Origin of the sequence: Azospirillum soli (assembly GCF_017876165.1) — a bacterium.
GTDB classification, from domain to species: domain Bacteria; phylum Pseudomonadota; class Alphaproteobacteria; order Azospirillales; family Azospirillaceae; genus Azospirillum; species Azospirillum soli.
Window position 1 is genome coordinate 162,431 of record NZ_JAGINQ010000006.1, and the last position, 16,628, is coordinate 179,058.

Sequence of the window (16,628 nt, forward strand, 5' to 3'; positions counted from 1 at the left end):
CCGAACGGCGGAGACCCCATGCGGCTGCCATCCTTTCTCGTGACCCCGGCACAGCTTCGGGGGGAGGACGTTGCGGCCTATCGGGACAAGGCGCGGCACCGCGACCGGATCGTGCTCCGCGTCATCGCGGCGCTGATCGTCTCCGTCCAGACCTCCCGCCTGTTCTTCGATCTGAACCTGTCGCCCGGCTTCGTCCAAGATGGGTTGGCGTACCGGCTGTTCGGCATCGCGTGCCTGCTCGCCCTGTTCGCCGCCTCCTTCCACCGCGTCACCCTTGCCCACCTGCACGCCGTGGTCGGGGTGGGTTTCCTGATGGGCACCGCCTCGCTGGCAAAGGCCTACGCCGAGGCGCATGGGCAAATGTCGTTTGCGAACACGACCGTCGGAATCGCGCTGATCGTGCTCGGCGCCTTCTCCTTCGGCCCCCGACTGGTGGCGCTGATCGGCGTCACGGCGGTGACGATTACGTTCGTCCACATGCCGCTGGTCGGTCTCGACGTCATGGGGTTGGGGCCTCGCCTGATCGGCAGCGGCATGGTCGCCGCGACGACCCTGCTGGGAAGCTGGCTGCTCGACCAGCATTGGCGGCGGAATTTCCTGACGGAACGGGCTCTCGCCCTGTCGCACGAGAACCTGCGGCGCGCGCACCGCGAACTGGCCGACGCCCACGCGACACTGACGGAGACGCAGGCGCAACTGCTCAAGGTGGAGAGGGCGGCCGCGCTCGGCCGGCTGGTGGCTGGGCTGGCGCACCGGATCAACACGCCGGTGGGCATCCAGGTCAGCCTCGCCAGCCACCTCGCCGACACCACGGAGCGGTTTTCAAAGACCGTGGCGGACGGCGGCGTGCGGCGGTCGGACCTCGCGAGCTATGTGGACACGGTGCGCGACACCGGCGCCATCGTGCTGGAGAACGCCCGGCGGATCGCGCGCCTCGTCGAGACCTTCAAACAGCTGGAGGGCAAACAACTGGAGGCCAGCGCCGGAGCCAGCACGAGACAGGGCGCCGCCATCACCGACATCGGTGACCTGCTGGCCCGAACCCGACCATTGATCGAAGCGATGATGCCACCCGGAATCGCGCTGGTGGTCGAGGCGCCGCTCGGGCTGAAGGTCCGGGGCACCCGGAGCCTGCTTGAAACCGTTCTCTCCCAGACGGTGGGCAACGCCGTGCGGCACGCCTTTCCCGACGCCCGCGCCGGCACCGTCACCTTGCGGGCCGACCGCGACGCGGACGGCGGCGTCGTGCTGACCGTCGCGGACGACGGCTGCGGCATCCGACCGGAGCATCTGGAGCATGTTTTCGATCCCTTCTACACCGATGGCACAATCGGCGGCGGCGAAGGGTTGGGGCTGTCCATTGTCCAGAACGCGGTGACCGGCCCCCTCGGCGGCCAGATCGCCATAGACAGCATCGCCACAGACAGCCGGGAGGGCGGCGGCACGACCGTGACCGTCCGCCTGCCAGCCGCCGCGCCGGCACCCGAGGACGCCGACGCGCGGACGGCGGCCCGCCCCCTGATGGTGGACTGACGGGCCGCCTCTGGGGAATCGTTTACCTCTGGAGAGTCGTTTACCTCTGGAGAGTCGTTTACTGGCCGCCGCCGCCGGCGCCGCCCGAACTGCCGCTCGACCCCGACGCGCCGCCCGAGGAGCCGCTGGCCCCGGCGCCGCCGGCACCGCCGGTTCCGCCCGACATGCCGCTGCCACCCATCCCGGTCGAGCCGCCGGCACCCGAACCCGTGGTACCGCCACCCATACCCATGCCGGTACCGGTACCGGTGCCGCTACCCATGCCGGTGCCACTGCTGCTGCCACTCATTCCGGACGATCCGGAGGTCGAGGACCGCGCCGAGCCTTCCGCACCCGACGACCCGCTGGTGCCGGGGCGGCAGGCCGGATCGGTGCTGCCGGCCGGGCAATTCATGTTGGAGGTGCTGCCGGCGGAGGTGCCGCTCTGCGCCTTGTTCGTGCTCGATCCCGCCGCGAGCGCCGGGCCGGCCAGCAGGGCAAGCGCCGTCGCGGCGCCGATCATCCATCGATTCATGAAGCCAGTCCTTTTTCAAAATCGTCCCAGGTCCGAACCAACAGCCCTGCCGTGGGATGGTCGCGGGGCGCTGTGCCGAATTGCACGGACGAGCGTTATTCCCTTACCCCAAAGACAAAGAGCCAACCGGAAACGAAAGGAAAGCCCCGTCCCATGAACCCCTATCTCGCCGGGGCGCTCGCCGGGCTGGTGGCGACGGCGCCGATGACTTGGGCGATGAACCGCATGCACCGCCGTCTGCCGGAGCGCGAGCGCTACCCCGTGCCGCCGCGCCTGATCACCGAGCGCTTTGCCTCCGCCGCCGGGGTGGCCGACACCATGACGGAGCGGCAGCACGAGGCGCTCGCGCTGGCTAGCCACTACGCCTACGGCGCGGCGGTCGGGGCCGGCTGCGCGCCGGTGATGCGGGCGATCGGCGGGCCACCGGTCGCAACGGGCATCGGCTATGGGTTGGGTGTCTGGGCCGCCAGCTATCTGGGCTGGATCCCGGCGGTGGGCATCTTGCGCCCAGCCACCGAGCATCCGGCGGAGCGGGTCGGCATGATGCTGGCCGCGCACGTCGTGTGGGGCGGGGTCACCGGCTATCTGACCGCGCGGCTTTCCGAGTGGGACACCGACCGCTCGCCCGCGCGGGGTGCCTGGACGGCGGAGCGGGTGGAGGGCACCGACCTGCCCCGCGAGAGCGCGGCGCCGCAAGACCACCAAAGGCACGGTGTGGCGACAACGCCGGGCTGAACCTGTTGTTCAACGCAACCAACCATCGAACGGAGGGGAGCGACCATGAGTGAAGACCGTCAATGGGTTGAACTGGACCCCACCAACGGCGCCGGCACAGCGAAACCGCAGGAAGCCTCCCGGGATACGGCCCAGGAAATGGCGAAGGATGCGGGGACGGACACCGGCAAGGACGCTCCCACCCCCGCAACCCCGACCGTCGAGGGCGGCGCCTAAAGCGAACGTCGGTTCGCTTTAGATTCACATGGCCTCACTTGCCGGCTCTCAGCGGATGCTGTGGCATCCGCCTGCCGCCAGCGGGAACTGCGTTCCCGCGAGAGGCCGGGCTTCGGACGCATGGGCGTCCGGGAACGCCGTTGCGGTCCTGAGCGGATCAAAATCCGCTCTAATCGCGCCGCGCCGCCACGGCCGGCGGGCGGGTTGCGGGACGGCCGAACAGCTCCAGGGCCGGCGGGATGGAGGACGGGCGCAGGCCCCCCAGGATCTCGCCGATGACGCCGACCGCGTCGATCAGCGCGTCGGGCATGACCGGCTTGCGCAGAAGGCCCAGCGCGAAGTCGCGCGCCTCCTCGGCCCGGTGGTCGTACCCGGTGATGAGCAGGGAGGGCACGCCATACTCCTCCCACAGCTTGCGGGCCAGCGTCAGGCCGTTCTCGCCGCCCGCCAGATAGACGTCCACGAGCGCGAGGTCGGGCTGCTCGCGCGCGCCCAGCCGCGCCGCCTTGGCGGCGTCGCGCAGCGGGCCGACCACGGTATAGCCGGCGTTCTCCAGGACGGCCTTGACGGCCGGCCCGATCAACGGATCGTCCTCGACGACGAGCAGCTTCAAGGCTCGTGTTCCTTCCCTGGCAGCACATTTGGGAGACCTGATCGCCTCCCTAACCCGAACCGGCCATGTTTGTCGATGCACTGCATCAATCAAGGGGCCGAAGGTGTAGATCCTTCAGGTTAGGAGAAACCGACGCGATCAAAGCGTGTTTATGCCGTTCTGGACGAGGTGCAACCACGTTGGAGAGCCGCGCATGAGGTTTGTCGAGTTCACCGACCGGGCGGGGGCCGCGGTGATGGTCAACCCCGCCGGCGTGCTGTTCCTGCGCACCACGGAAGGGGACCGGACCGAGCTTCATCTGGCGGGCCGGGCCGAACCCCTGGTCGTCGCCGCCCCCATGGACGAGGTCGCCCAGGCGCTGGAAGCGGCCGTTCCCGAACCGCCCGACCCGACCCTGGCCCTGGTGTCGTGATGCCATCGGCGTGAAGCTGTGGGCCGGTTCACAGGCGGGACGGCTTCTTCCGGGCAGAGTGGACGCGTTCCCTCGTCCCCCGTGGAGGTCCGCCATGCCGAAGCCGCTCGCATTCCTCGCCCTGGCCGCCGTCGCGTTAACGACGGGCCCGGTGCTCGCCGACACCGTGCCGTCCGTGCAGCGCAATTACACGAACCTTCTGCTGGTCCAGAAGCCCAAGCCGCCCGTTCCGCCGCAATGCCTCAGCTGCCCGCCGCTCGGCGGTTCGCTGTCCGGAAAGCTCAATCCTGGCGTTCTGCAAGGGCTGAACCCGCAGCCCCTGCCGCCGAAGGAGTTGTGGATCCGCTGATCCCGCCGACGAAAAAGCCCCTCTTCCGTTGGAAGAGGGGCTTTTTGCGCGGTCAGGCGATGCCGCGCATGGCCTGGATGCGCTCAGGCGGCAGGTTCAGGCGGGCGGCGAGGTATTGCAGATAGGACTGCTCGGCAGGCGTGTCCGCCTCGATGGCGATGGTCGAGGCCATGTAGACCTGCTCCGCCGTCTCCTCGTCCCGGACCTCGCGCAGCAGGGCGTCCATCGACAGCGGGTTGGCGAGTTCCTGTTCGAGCACGCGATGCTCGTCGGGACCGGCGCCGGCTTCGTCCATTTTGCTGACGATGACGCGCCGCTCGTCCGGCGTGATCACGCCGTCGGCGTTGGCCGCCGCGATCATGGCGCGGATCAGCAGCAGCGCCTTGCGGTCCTCCATCGCCAGTTCCGGAAAGCCCGAACCCGGCGCCGGCTGGGGCGCTTGCGGGCTGAATATGGATGACAGCCGCTCGCCCAGCGACGGCCCGCCGCTCGCTGTCCGAGTGGTGGGCGGCGTCTGCTGCGCCTGATTGGCCTGACGGTCCTGATAGGCCTTGTAGGCAAGATAGCCAAGCGCCGCGAGCCCGGCCGTGTTCTTGAAGCTGCCGCCGCGCGATGCCCCCATCGCGGACGCGAAGCCCGGCCCGCGATGGCTTCGCCCGGCCAGACCGGTCGCGAGCATCGTGCCGAGCAATTTGGGGAGGTCTGCCATGACCGGCTCCTTCGTCGTTGGGGATGGCCGGTCAACAGCGACGTTGCGGGTGGGTTTCGGTCGGCCCTCTCAGAACCCGGTTTCTGCGGGGCGGGAGGGGGCCGACCGACGCGGACACGCCACTTACACGTCGTAAATATTTACACGTCGTAGATCTGGCCCGGCGTCTGCTTGTTCTGGCCGCCGCGCTTGCGCTCTTCCTTCTCGGTCAGTTCGGCCTCGCCGCCCTGGTCGGGCTTCGTGGTGCCCTGCTGGCTCTGGTCGATTTTGCTGTCCTGCTGATTCGTCCGGTTCCGATCTTCGGGCATGACGTCTCTCTCACGGGTTGTTGAATCAGGGGTTGGCGTTCCCCCGGATCAACAACCCGAACGGCCGGGACGTTGCGCGCTCAACCGCGCGGAAAGGCGGGCGGCCGCTTTTCGAAGAAGGCGGCGATGCCCTCGGCCGCTTCCGCGTGGTACAGCGCCTCGACGAAGGCGTCGGCCTCGCGGTCGAGCTGTGCGTCGGGCGGGCCGTAGGCCGCTTCGATCAGGCGCTTGGCCCGGCCGATGGCGACGGTCGGCCCTTCAGCCAGCCGCGTGGCCCAGGCGGTCGCCTCCTCCAGCGTGCCGCCAGGGACGGTGACGCGATTGACGATGCCCAGCTGGGCAAGCCGCTGGGCGCCGATCCGCCCGCCTTCGAACATGATCTCGGCCGCCAGCTGCGGCGGCACCGACCGGCCGAGAAAGGCCGAGGCGCCGCCGTCCGGGTTCAGCCCAACCTTGACGTAGGCCAGCACGAAGCTGGCGTCCTCCGCCGACACGACCAGGTCGCATCCCATCGCCACGGAGAAGCCGGCCCCGGCGGCGGCGCCCTCGACGGCGGCGATCACCGGCTTGGGGCACGTCCGCATGGCACGGATCCAGCCGTGGAAGCGGTCCATCATGTCGCGGATGACCGACGGATCGGCCTTGCGGCTGCTCATCAGCTGGCCGAGGTTCCCGCCGGAGCAGAAGGTGCCGGCGGCACCCGTCAGCACCACGGCGCCGACCTCCGGGTCGGTGGCTGCCGATTCGAAGGCCGCGTGCCCGGCGTCCATCATCTCGGCGCTCAGCGCGTTCTTGGTGGCCGGGTCGTCCATGGTCAGGACCAGCACGCGGCCCTGACGGACCGCATCGATGCGTCCGCTCATATCCCATCCTCCCTGTCGAGGGCTTGCTTTGCCCGTTTTGAGGGAACGACCATGCCGAACGCCCCCTCCCCTGTCCAGAACGGAGAGCTGATGCGCGTTCGACAAGGCTTGCCCACAGCCATCCGGCCGCTAAGCTTCCCTGCAACCGCTGATGGGAAGGAAAGACATGATCGACTTGTATTACTGGCCGACGCCGAACGGGCACAAGATCACGATCTTCCTGGAGGAAGCCGGCCTCGCCTACACCATTCATCCCGTGAACATCTCGGCCGGCGACCAGTTCAAGCCGGAGTTCCTGGCGATTTCCCCCAACAACCGCATGCCGGCCATCGTGGACAAGGCCCCGGCGGACGGCGGCGAGCCCATTTCGATCTTCGAATCGGGCGCCATCCTGCAATATCTGGCGGAAAAGACCGGCAAGTTCCTGCCCTCCGACGTGCGCGGGCGCAAGACCGTGGCGGAGTGGCTGTTCTGGCAGGTCGGCGGCCTCGGGCCCATGGCCGGGCAGAACCACCACTTCGTCCAGTACGCGCCGGAGCAGGTTCCCTACGCCATCGACCGCTACGTGAAGGAAACCAACCGTCTCTACGGCGTGCTGAACAAGCGTCTGGCGGGCCGCGCCTTCATCGCGGGCAACGAGCTGACCATCGCCGACATGGCCGCCTATCCCTGGATCGTGCCGCACGAGCGCCAGCGGCAGGATCTCGCGCAGTTCCCCGACCTGAAGCGCTGGTTCGAGTCGATCCAGCAGCGCCCGGCGGTGATCCGCGCCTATGAGAAGGGCAAGGCCGTCGCCGCCCAGCCGGCCGTGACCGAAGAAGGCAAGAAGATCCTCTTCGGCCAGACGGCGGCGAACGTGAAGGGGTAAGGGCTTCTCGTTTCCCTCTCCCCTCTGGGGAGAGGGAAATACGGCTTACGGACTCGCCCCGAACCCCAGCGAGACCATGCGTTCGTAGAGCGAGGCGCGGGAAATGCCGAGGAGCTTGGCAGCCCGTGCCTTGACGCCGCCGGTCTGCTCCAACGCCGCCGCGATGGCCGAGCGTTCGGCGGCGCTCAGCACCTCCGACAGGGGGCCGTTCAGGGACAGCGGCGGGGACGCGCTCGCCCCGGCGGGGGGCTCGGCCGCGTTGACGAGACCCCGCACATGCTCGGCGGTCAGGACCGGTGCGTCGCTCATGGCGACCGCCCGTTCCAGCGTGTTGTAAAGCTCCCGCACGTTGCCGGGCCAGTCATGAGCACGCAGAGCGTTGATGGCCGTGTTGGTCAACTCGCGCGGCGGGCAGCCGTGTTGGATGGCAAGCTGTTCCAGAATGCGGTCGGCGATGCTCTCGATGTCCTCGGTCCGCTCGCGCAAGGGCGGCAGCGTGATCGGGACCACGTTCAGCCGGTAATAAAGGTCTGCCCGGAACTGCTTGTCCCGGACCAGCGCCGCCAGATCGCGGCTGGTCGCCGCGATGATGCGCACGTCCACCCGCACCACCTTGTTGGACCCGAGCGGCTCGATCTCCCGCTCCTGCAGCACGCGCAGCAGCTTGGCCTGAAGCGGCAGCGGCATGTCGCCGATCTCGTCCAGGAACAGGGTGCCGCCGTTGGCCAGCTGGAACTTGCCTTCGCGCAGCCGCCGGTCGGCGCCGGTGTAGGCGCCCGGCGCGACGCCGAAGAACTCCGCCTCCAGCAGGTTTTCCGGGATGGCCGCCACGTTGATGCCGACGAAGGGGCGGTCGGCGCGCGGGCTGGCGGCGTGGATGGCCTGGGCCAGAAGCTCCTTGCCCGTGCCCGTCTCGCCCAGCAGCAGCACGGTCGAATCCAGCTGCGCCGCGCGCCGGCCGAGCCGCTTGATCTCGCGCACCGAATCGCTGACACCGAGGAACTGCGAGAAGGAGTATTTGGCCCGCCGCTCGTGCGCCAGCTCCCGTTGCGCCTGGGTCAGCTCCTCCTGAAGCTTCTGGTACTTGGACACCAGCGGGCGCAGGTGCTCCGCCCGGTCGAACAGGACGAAGCCCACCGCGCCGATCACCGCGCCGTCCACATCCTTCAGCGGCAGGCGCGTGACGACGAAGGACCGTTCCCCGAATTCCATGATGTCCACCATCATGGGCTGGCCGGTCTCTACCGCGCGGCGCAGCTGGCTGTTGGGGATGACCTCTTCCACCGGCTTGCCGCGGGGGTCGTCGTCGACGCCCAGAAGGGCCTTGTACTTGTCGTCCATCCAGGCGATGCGGACGTGGCGGTCCACCGTCACGGTGCCGACGCACATGCCCTCCAGATGCCCGAACAGCGACTGCACGGCGCGCTCTTTCAGCGCCTCGAAATCCAGATCACCGTCCACGACTTCCTCCCGATAGACCCGACTGTTTTTATCGTTCGCGTCATTGCCGCTGCAGCGCAGCAAGACACGCCGGTATTATTACCGACGCCGATGGTACAGCATCACAACACGGAAGGGGAAGGCGCGCATACATGCGCCGCGCGCAGGAGCATCCCGCGCACGGACGCCACTTTTTCTTAAGGAATTCTCCGGATTTACCGGGCCTGCTCCGACATCTATTCCGAAAACCTCAAGCGAAAGTCATAGGCGGAAGGGGAGCGCCGGGCGGGCGACGCTCCCTTCCTCACCTCACTGGGCGGTCCATCCACCGTCCATGGTGAGGTTGGAACCGGTCATCTGCCCCGCCGCGTCGGAGCACAGGAAGACCGCGAGCGCGCCAAGCTGATCCGGCGTGACGAACTGGCCGGACGGCTGCTTGGCGCCCACCAGTTCGGCGCGGGCCTGATCGTCGGTCAGCCCCTTGTCGGCGGCCAGCGCGTCGATCTGCTTCTGCACCAGCGGGGTCAGCACCCAGCCGGGGCAGATGGCGTTGCAGGTGATGCCGCTGCCTGCCGTCTCCAGCGCCACGGTCTTGGTCAGCCCGACGACGCCGTGCTTGGCGGCGACATAGGCGGCCTTGTTGACCGAGGCGACCTGTCCGTGCACCGAGGCGATGTTGATGATGCGCCCCCAGCCGCGCCGCTTCATGCCCGGCAGCGCGTGGTGGATGCCGTGGAAAACCGCCGACAGGTTGATGGCGATCACCGCGTCCCAGCGCTCGGCCGGAAACTCCTCGACCGGGGCGACGTGCTGGATGCCGGCGTTGTTGACCAGAACGTCCACCCGGCCGAACGCCTCGTCAGCCTCCGCGATCATGGCGCGGATCTTGTCGGGCTTCGACAGGTCGGCTCCGTGATAGGCGGTGCGCACGCCGAACTCCCGCGCGATGCCGACGCGGATGTTCTCGATCTCGTCCGCGTCGCCGAACCCGTTCAGGAGGATGTCCGCGCCGGCTTCGGCCAGGCAGCGCGCGATGCCGAGCCCGATCCCGCTGGTGGAACCGGTGACGACGGCGACTTTTCCCTTCAGACTCATGCCCCTCAGACTCATGGACATCGTTCCTTATGACGAGGCCAGTTCGCCGCGTTCGCGGAACTGGTCGAGGGCCTGCGGGTTCGCCAGCGCCTCGGTGTTCTTGATGGGGCGGCCGTGCACCGCGTCGCGGACCGCCAGTTCGGTGATCTTGCCCGAGCGCGTGCGCGGAATGTCGCTGACCTGGACGATCTTCGCCGGCACGTGGCGCGGCGAGCAGTTGTCCTTGATGCGCTTGCGGATGGTGTCCTCAAGCGTCTTGTCCAGCGTCAAACCCTCGCGCAGCACCACGAACAGGATGACGCGCACGTCGTTATCCCATTCCTGGCCGATGCAGACCGCCTCCATGATGTCGGGCAGCTGTTCGACCTGCCGGTAGATCTCCGCCGTGCCGATGCGCACGCCGCCGGGGTTCAGCACCGCGTCGGAGCGGCCGTAGATCACCCAGCCGCCATGCTCGGTCTGCTCGATGAAGTCGCCGTGGGTCCAGATGTTCTCGAACCGCTCGAAATAGGCGCTGCGGTACTTCTTGCCGTCCGGGTCGGCCCAAAAGCCGACGGGCATCGACGGGAACGGGCGCGTGCAGACCAGTTCGCCCTTGTCGCCGCGCACCGCGTGGCCGTTGTCGTCGAAGGCCTCCACCGCCATGCCGAGGCCGGCGGTCTGCAACTCGCCCTTCCACACCGGGGCGATGGGGTTGCCCAGCACGAAGCAGGACACGATGTCGGTGCCGCCGGAGATGGAGGCCAGATGCACGTCCGCCTTGATGGAGCGGTACACGAACTCGAAATTCTCCGGCATCAGCGGCGAACCGGTCGAGGTGATCGTGCGCACCGTGTCGAGCGTGTGCGTCTTGATCGGCTCCAGGCCCGACTTCTCGACCTGCTGGATGAACTTGGCCGAGGTGCCGAACAGGGTCATGCGCTCGGCGTCGGCGTAGTCGAACAGGATGTTGCCGGTCGGCGCGAAGGGCGAACCGTCGTAGAGCAGCAGCGTCGTGCCGCTGGCCAGCCCCGTCACCAGCCAGTTCCACATCATCCAGCCGCAGGTGGTGAAGTAGAAGAAGCGGTCGTCGCGGTTCAGGTCGCAGTGCAGCCGGTGTTCCTTGACGTGCTGGATCAGCGTGCCGCCGGTGCCGTGCACAATGCACTTCGGCTTCCCGGTGGTGCCGCTGGAATAGAGGATGAACATCGGGTGGTTGAAGGGCACCCGCTCGAAGGTCAGTTCCGCCGGCTCGTGGGGCGCGATGAAGTCGGTGTAGCGCACGCCGTCGCGGATGCCGCCGACGTCCGGCTCCTCGTTCACGTACGGCACGACGACCGTGCGCTTGACGGTCGGCAGCTCCTTCAACACCTCCGCGATCTTGGCGCGGACGTCGTGGGACTTGCCGTTGTACCAGTAGGCGTCGGGGGCGAAGAGGACGGTCGGCTCGATCTGGCCGAAGCGGTCGACGATGCCCTGCACGCCGAAGTCGGGCGAGCAGGAGGACCAGATGGCGCCGAGGCTGGTCGTCGCGATCATCGCCGCCAGCGTCTCCGGCATGTTCGGCATCACGGCGGCGATGCGGTCGCCCTTGCCGACGCCCATGGCCTTCAGCGCCTGTTGCAGGCGGGACACCTGGGCCTTCAGGTCACTGCCGGACCAGCGGCGCTTGACTTTGTCCTCGGCCCAGAAGACCACCGCGTCGCCTTCCGGGGCGCCGGCCAGCAGGTTCTCGGCATAATTCAGCTTGGCGTCGGGGAACCATTGGGCGCCGGGCATCTTGTCGCCGTCCGCCAGGGCGGTGGCGCCGAGATCACCCTTCAGGCCGGCCCAGTCCCACAGAAAACGCCAGAAATCCTCCTTCCCCGCGATGGACCAGTTGTACAGGTCGGCGTAATCGGTCAGGCGCAGGCCGAAGCGGGCGTTCGCGGCTTCGCGAAAGGCGGTCAGGTTGGAGGCGGCGACGTGCTCCTCCGACGGGCTCCACAGCGGCTGATCCATGGACATTCTCCCAATTCTTTATTCTTTGGCGTCCCAAAAGGAAGGGGGCTTTGACACCCCCTCCAGGGAGGAATCGCTCGGACTATAAACACCGCTGCCGGGTTCAGGATTTCCGGCGAGCCAGGAACGCCTGCAACTCGCCGACGATGCCGCGGCGGAAGAGCAGGACGCAGACGACGAAGATGGCGCCGATGACCACCGGGACCGGCAGGTTGGTGCCGGCCAGATAGCTCTCCAGCGTGACCACCAGCGCCGCCCCGACCACCGGGCCGAACAGCGTGCCCATGCCGCCCAGCAGCGTCATCAGCACCACCTCGCCCGACATCTGCCACTGCACGTCGGTCAGCGAGGCCAGCTGGAAGACCAGCGCCTTGGTCCCGCCGGCCAGACCGGCCAGGCTCGCCGACAGCACGAAGGCCAGCAGCTTGTAGCGCTCCGTCCGGTAGCCCAGCGAGATCGCCCGCGGCTCGTTCTCGCGGATCGCCTTCAGCACCTGCCCGAACGGCGAGTGCACCGTGCGCCAGATCAGCGCGAAGCCGAACAGGAAGATCGCCAGCACGAAGTAGTACATGACCAGCGGCTGGTTCAGGTCGAACAGCCCGAACAGCTGGCCGCGCGGCACGCCCTGGATGCCGTCCTCGCCGCCGGTGAACTTCAGCTGCAAGGCCAGGAAGAACACCATCTGGGCCAGCGCCAGCGTGATCATCGCGAAGTAGATGCCCTGGCGGCGGATCGCCAGCGCCCCAAACGCCAGCCCGAGCACGGCGGAGAAGCCCGCCCCCAGCAGGATGCTCAGCTCCGGCGGCAGCCCCCACACCTTGGCCGCGTGGGCGGTGATGTAGGCCGCCCCGCCGAAGAAGGCGGCGTGCCCGAAGGACAAAAGGCCGGCGAAGCCGATCAGCAGGTTGAAGGCGCAGGCGAACAGCGCGAAGCACAGCACCTTCATCACGAAGACGGGGTACAGCACGAAGGGCGCCGCCAGCCCGACCGCCAGCCCGGCGGCGAGCAGCAGGGTGCGCCGGGTGGTGTCCTCGGAGGTCTGGCGGACGGCGACGGTGGTCATCTTATGCGTCTCGGCGGTCATGGGTCAGCGCTCCCGTCCGAAGAGGCCCGCGGGCTTGATGAGAAGGACGATCGCCATCACGACGAACACGACGATGTTGGAGGCCTCCGGGTAGAACACCTTGGTCAGGCCCTCCAGCAGCCCCAGCCCCAGCCCGGTGACGATGGCGCCGAGGATCGAGCCCATGCCGCCGATCACCACCACGGCGAACACCACGATGATCAGGTTGGAGCCCATCAGCGGCGACACCTGGTAGATCGGCGCGGCGAGCACGCCGGCCAGCCCGGCCAGCGCCACGCCGAAGCCGTAGGTCAGGGTGATCATCACCGGCACGTTGATGCCGAAGGCCTGGACCAGCACCGGGTTCTCGGTGGCGGCGCGGAGATAAGCGCCGAGCCGGGTGCGCTCGATGGCGAACCAGGTGCCGAAGCAGACGACGATGGAGGCGGCGACGACCCAGCCGCGATAGTTGGGCAGGAACATGAAGCCGAGGTTCTGGCCGCCCTTGAGGGCGTCGGGGATCGGGTAGGGCTGGCCGGAGACGCCGAACTGGTGGCGGAAGGCGCCCTCGAAGATCAGCGCCAGCCCGAAGGTGAGCAGCAGGCCGTAGAGGTGGTCGAGCTTGTAAAGCCTGGAGAGCAGCGTCTTCTCGACGATGACGCCGACGAGGCCGACAGTGGCCGGGGCCAGCAGCAGCGCCCACCAGTAGCCGAGCCCGAGCTTGTTGAGCAGGAACCAAGCGACGAAGGCGCCGATCATGTAGAGCGCGCCGTGGGCGAAGTTGATGACGTTCAGCATGCCGAAGATGACCGCCAGCCCGAGGCTCAGCAGCGCGTAGAACGAGCCGTTGATCAGGCCGAGCAGCAATTGCCCGAACAGGACCTGGGGCGGCACCCCCAGCAATTCGAACATGTCCGATCCTCCCTGTGTCTTTGTGTTCTTGTTGAGGCGCCGGCCGGTGGGCCCCCATCCCAACCTTCCCCCATGCTGCGCACGGGGGAAGGAGCTTTAAGTCCCCTCCCCCGCCGAAGGTGGGGGAGGGTTAGGGTGGGGGCCCGCGGCAGGGGCTATTACTTCACCAGCGAACAGCCGCTCTTCGCCGGGTCCAGATAGGCCTGCTCGGCCGGGATCGTCTTCACGATCTTGTAATAGTCCCACGGCGCCTTGGACTCGGCCGTGGTCTTCACCTGGGCCAGATACATGTCGTGGAACATGCGGCCGTTGGCGGCGATCTTGCCGTTCTTGGCGAACATGTCGTTCACCGGCAGTTCGCGCATCTTCGCCGCCACCTTGTCCGGATCGTCAGAGCCCACGGCCTCGACCGCCTTCAGATAGTGGCGGACGGCGGAGTAGACGCCGGCCTGCACCATGGTCGGCTTCCGGCCGGCCTTGGCCTCGAACTTCTTGGTCCAGTCGCGGGTCTGGTCGTCCATGTCCCAGTAGAAGCCGGTGGTCAGCATCAGCCCCTGCGCCGCCTGGAGACCCAGCGCGTGCACGTCGGAGATGAACAGCAGCAGGCCGGCGAGGCTCTGGCCCGACTGGGTGATGCCGAACTCGGCGGCCTGCTTGACCGCGTTGGTGGCGTCGCCGCCGGCGTTGGCGAGGCCGATCACGTCGGCCTTGGAGGCCTGGGCCTGAAGCAGGAAGGACGAGAAGTCCGAGGTGCCCAGCGGATGGCGGACGCTGCCGGCCACCTTGCCGTCCAGCTGCTTGACCATCTTGGTCGTCTCATCCTCCAGCGAATGGCCGAAGGCGTAGTCGGCGGTGATGAAGTACCAGCTCTTCTTGCCCTGCTCGACCAGCGCGCGGGCGGTGCCGGCGGCCATGGCGTAGTTGTCGTAGGTCCAGTGGAAGCCGTACGGCGAGCAGGCCTTGCCCGTCAGGTCGGTGGAGCCCGGACCGGACATCAGGAAGATGCGCTTCTTTTCCTTGGTGATGCCCTGCACGGCCAGTGCTGCGGCCGAGTTCGGCACGTCGGCGACGACGTCCACATTCTCGGTGTCCACCCACTGACGCGCCGTGTTGGCGGCGATGTCGGCCTTGTTCTGGTGGTCGGCGACGACGATTTCGATCGGCGTGCCGGCGACCTTGTTGCCGAACTCCTCCGCCGCGAGGCGGGCGGCGATGGCCGAACCTTCACCCGCCAAGTCGGCGTAGATGCCGGAGCGGTCGTTCATCACGCCGATCTTGATCACGTTGTTGGAAACCTGCGCGTGCGCCGCACCAGCGGTGAGCGCGAGCAGAGCGGTTCCGCACAGCAACGTCTTGAGCATCTCTAACTCCCTTATCTTTGTCTCGTATCGAACTTGACTGTTCTTGATTGGTCAGACGCCGAGATAGGCGTGCAGCTTGTCCATGTTCTGGGCGAGCTGGTCGTTGTGGATCATGTCCACGACGTGTCCCTCTTCCATGACGTAGTGCCGGTCGGCAATCGTCGAGGCGAAGCGGAAATTTTGTTCGACGAGCACGATGGTGAAGCCGCGCTGCTTCAGCTTGCGCACCGCCACGCCGATCTGCTCGATGATGACCGGGGCGAGACCCTCGGTCGGCTCGTCGAGCAGGATCAGGGTGGCCCCAGTGCGCAGGATGCGGGCGATGGCCAGCATCTGCTGCTCGCCACCGGACAACCGCGTGCCCTGGGTGGTGCCGCGCCCCTGGAGGTTCGGAAACAGCTCGTAGATCTGCGGCACCGTCATGCCGCCGTCCTTCACCACCGGCGGCAGCACGAGGTTCTCATCGACGCTGAGGCTGGAGAAGATGCCGCGCTCCTCCGGGACATAGCCGATGCCCAGGCGCGGGATCTTGTGCTGGGCCATGCCGATCAGCTCGCGGCCCTGGAACGTGATGGAGCCGGTGCGCTTGCCGACGATGCCCATGATCGAGCGCATCGTCGTGGTCTTGCCGGCGCCGTTGCGGCCCAGCAGCGTCACCACCTCGCCCTGGCGCACCTCCAGATTGACGCCGTGCAGCACGTGGCTCTCGCCGTAGAAAGCCTGAAGGTTTTTGATCTCCAGCATCGGAGCGCCGCTGTTCTGGATATCAGGCATGCCCCACCTCCCCGGCGGTCGTCGAACCCATGTAGGCTTCCATCACCTGGGGGTTGCGCGATACGACATCGTATGGCCCCTCGGCCAGGATCTCGCCGCGGCGCAGCACGGTGATGGTGTCGGACAGGTGGGCGACGACCGAGAGGTTGTGCTCGACCATCAGGATGGTGCGGTTGGCCGAGACGCGCTTGATCAGCGCGGCGGTGCCCTCGATGTCCTCGTGGCCCATGCCGGCCAGCGGCTCGTCGAGCAGCATGACCTCCGGGTCGAGGGCCAGCGTGGTGGCGATCTCCAGCGCGCGCTTGCGCCCATAGGGCAGCTCGGCGGCGGTGTGGTTGGCCCAGGGGGTGAGGTTGACCGCCTCGATCAGCTCCAGGGCGCGGTCGTGCAGGTCGTACAGGCTGGCCTCCGGCTTCCAGAAGTGGAAGCTGGTGCCGCGCGGCCGCTGCAGCGCCACGCGGACGTTCTCCAGCACGCTGAGGTGTGGGAAGACGGCCGAGATCTGGAACGAGCGCACCATGCCGAGCAGGGCCACGTCGGCGGGCTTCATGCCGGTGATGTCGCGGCCCTTGTAGAGGATCTGCCCGCGCGTCGGCGTCAGGAACTTGGTGAGCAGGTTGAACACCGTGCTCTTGCCGGCCCCGTTCGGGCCGATCAGCGCGTGGATGGTGCCGCGGCGGACCTGGAGGTTCACCTCCTTCACCGCGATGAAGCCCTTGAACTCCTTCGAGAGTCCACGCGCTTCGAGAATGATGTCCTCGCTCATCGCTGTCTTCCAACCCTCCCTGTCGTCCTTTTGTCCTCCGGCCACAGCCGGGTGCGGGACGTTGCTGCGGCATACACAAGCACGCGGCGTGCCAAGTCGGGCCGGATCGCCAACAGT

19 protein-coding genes are annotated in these 16,628 nt (G+C 67.6%); 6 read left to right on the forward strand and 13 right to left on the reverse strand.

All coding sequences use genetic code 11. The features are described 5' to 3' along the window. The first annotated feature begins 18 nt into the window (after window positions 1-18). Window positions 19-1,533: a sensor histidine kinase gene (locus tag J2852_RS11925; RefSeq protein ID WP_209875603.1), complete on the forward strand. Its 1,515-nt coding sequence runs from the start codon at window positions 19-21 to the stop codon at window positions 1,531-1,533. A 58-nt stretch (window positions 1,534-1,591) separates the two neighbouring features. Here J2852_RS11925 and J2852_RS11930 read toward each other — a convergent pair whose 3' ends face one another. Next, window positions 1,592-2,047, reverse strand: a complete 456-nt coding sequence (locus tag J2852_RS11930) for a hypothetical protein (protein ID WP_209875605.1) — start codon at window positions 2,045-2,047, stop codon at window positions 1,592-1,594. A 153-nt stretch (window positions 2,048-2,200) separates the two neighbouring features. On the opposite strand from J2852_RS11930, the gene J2852_RS11935 reads away from it, so the two are divergent. Both J2852_RS11935 and J2852_RS11940 read left to right on the forward strand, forming a co-directional pair. Beyond that, on the forward strand, window positions 2,201-2,782 hold the full coding sequence (locus J2852_RS11935) for a hypothetical protein (RefSeq protein ID WP_209875607.1): 582 nt from the start codon (window positions 2,201-2,203) through the stop codon (window positions 2,780-2,782). A gap of 45 nt (window positions 2,783-2,827) precedes the next feature. Then, window positions 2,828-2,998, forward strand: a complete 171-nt coding sequence (locus J2852_RS11940; RefSeq protein ID WP_209875609.1) for a hypothetical protein — start codon at window positions 2,828-2,830, stop codon at window positions 2,996-2,998. Window positions 2,999-3,167: 169 nt separating this feature from the next. Here J2852_RS11940 and J2852_RS11945 read toward each other — a convergent pair whose 3' ends face one another. After that, window positions 3,168-3,611: a response regulator gene (locus J2852_RS11945; RefSeq protein ID WP_209875610.1), complete on the reverse strand. Its 444-nt coding sequence runs from the start codon at window positions 3,609-3,611 to the stop codon at window positions 3,168-3,170. 193 nt (window positions 3,612-3,804) lie between these two features. Here J2852_RS11945 and J2852_RS11950 point away from each other — a divergent pair, with 193 nt between their 5' ends. Then, on the forward strand, window positions 3,805-4,023 hold the full coding sequence (locus J2852_RS11950) for a hypothetical protein (RefSeq protein WP_209875612.1): 219 nt from the start codon (window positions 3,805-3,807) through the stop codon (window positions 4,021-4,023). A 94-nt stretch (window positions 4,024-4,117) separates the two neighbouring features. Then, window positions 4,118-4,372, forward strand: a complete 255-nt coding sequence (locus J2852_RS11955; protein WP_209875613.1) for a hypothetical protein — start codon at window positions 4,118-4,120, stop codon at window positions 4,370-4,372. A 52-nt stretch (window positions 4,373-4,424) separates the two neighbouring features. Here J2852_RS11955 and J2852_RS11960 read toward each other — a convergent pair whose 3' ends face one another. The 3 genes from J2852_RS11960 to J2852_RS11970 form a co-directional block, all read right to left on the reverse strand. Then, entirely contained in the window at window positions 4,425-5,081 is a 657-nt protein-coding gene (locus J2852_RS11960; RefSeq protein ID WP_209875614.1) for a tellurite resistance TerB family protein, read from the reverse strand. 140 nt (window positions 5,082-5,221) lie between these two features. Continuing rightward, window positions 5,222-5,389, reverse strand: coding sequence for a hypothetical protein (locus J2852_RS11965; RefSeq protein ID WP_209875615.1), 168 nt, complete (start codon window positions 5,387-5,389; stop codon window positions 5,222-5,224). A gap of 80 nt (window positions 5,390-5,469) precedes the next feature. After that, window positions 5,470-6,252: an oxepin-CoA hydrolase, alternative type gene (locus J2852_RS11970; RefSeq protein WP_209875616.1), complete on the reverse strand. Its 783-nt coding sequence runs from the start codon at window positions 6,250-6,252 to the stop codon at window positions 5,470-5,472. 166 nt (window positions 6,253-6,418) lie between these two features. Between J2852_RS11970 and J2852_RS11975 the strand changes: the two genes are divergently transcribed. Continuing rightward, the gene (locus J2852_RS11975) at window positions 6,419-7,120 is read left to right on the forward strand and encodes a glutathione binding-like protein (protein ID WP_209875617.1); all 702 of its coding nucleotides are present in this window, start codon (window positions 6,419-6,421) and stop codon (window positions 7,118-7,120) included. Between the two features lie 45 nt (window positions 7,121-7,165). Here the strand turns inward: J2852_RS11975 and J2852_RS11980 are convergent, their stop codons facing one another. The 8 genes from J2852_RS11980 to J2852_RS12015 all read right to left on the reverse strand — a co-directional run bounded on the left by J2852_RS11980 (window position 7,166) and on the right by J2852_RS12015 (window position 16,511). Further along, window positions 7,166-8,581 carry a sigma-54 interaction domain-containing protein gene (locus J2852_RS11980; protein WP_343206726.1) on the reverse strand — a complete coding sequence of 472 codons (1,416 nt, stop codon included), beginning with the start codon at window positions 8,579-8,581 and terminating at the stop codon, window positions 7,166-7,168. Window positions 8,582-8,869: 288 nt separating this feature from the next. Next, window positions 8,870-9,655, reverse strand: coding sequence for a 3-hydroxybutyrate dehydrogenase (locus J2852_RS11985; protein ID WP_209875618.1), 786 nt, complete (start codon window positions 9,653-9,655; stop codon window positions 8,870-8,872). 27 nt (window positions 9,656-9,682) lie between these two features. After that, window positions 9,683-11,635, reverse strand: coding sequence for an acetoacetate--CoA ligase (locus J2852_RS11990; protein WP_209875619.1), 1,953 nt, complete (start codon window positions 11,633-11,635; stop codon window positions 9,683-9,685). A 103-nt stretch (window positions 11,636-11,738) separates the two neighbouring features. Further along, complete coding sequence (locus J2852_RS11995; protein WP_425514372.1) at window positions 11,739-12,698, reverse strand: branched-chain amino acid ABC transporter permease; 960 nt, start codon at window positions 12,696-12,698, stop codon at window positions 11,739-11,741. Between the two features lie 24 nt (window positions 12,699-12,722). Beyond that, window positions 12,723-13,610, reverse strand: a complete 888-nt coding sequence (locus tag J2852_RS12000) for a branched-chain amino acid ABC transporter permease (protein WP_209875621.1) — start codon at window positions 13,608-13,610, stop codon at window positions 12,723-12,725. A 158-nt stretch (window positions 13,611-13,768) separates the two neighbouring features. Beyond that, window positions 13,769-14,971 (reverse strand): ABC transporter substrate-binding protein, encoded by a 1,203-nt coding sequence (locus J2852_RS12005; RefSeq protein WP_209875622.1) that lies wholly within the window; start codon window positions 14,969-14,971, stop codon window positions 13,769-13,771. A gap of 51 nt (window positions 14,972-15,022) precedes the next feature. Beyond that, the gene (locus J2852_RS12010) at window positions 15,023-15,745 is read right to left on the reverse strand and encodes an ABC transporter ATP-binding protein (protein WP_246499529.1); all 723 of its coding nucleotides are present in this window, start codon (window positions 15,743-15,745) and stop codon (window positions 15,023-15,025) included. Next, window positions 15,738-16,511: an ABC transporter ATP-binding protein gene (locus J2852_RS12015; RefSeq protein WP_209875623.1), complete on the reverse strand. Its 774-nt coding sequence runs from the start codon at window positions 16,509-16,511 to the stop codon at window positions 15,738-15,740. Before J2852_RS12015 ends, J2852_RS12010 begins: the two co-directional genes overlap by 8 nt. Window positions 16,512-16,628 lie beyond the last annotated feature (117 nt).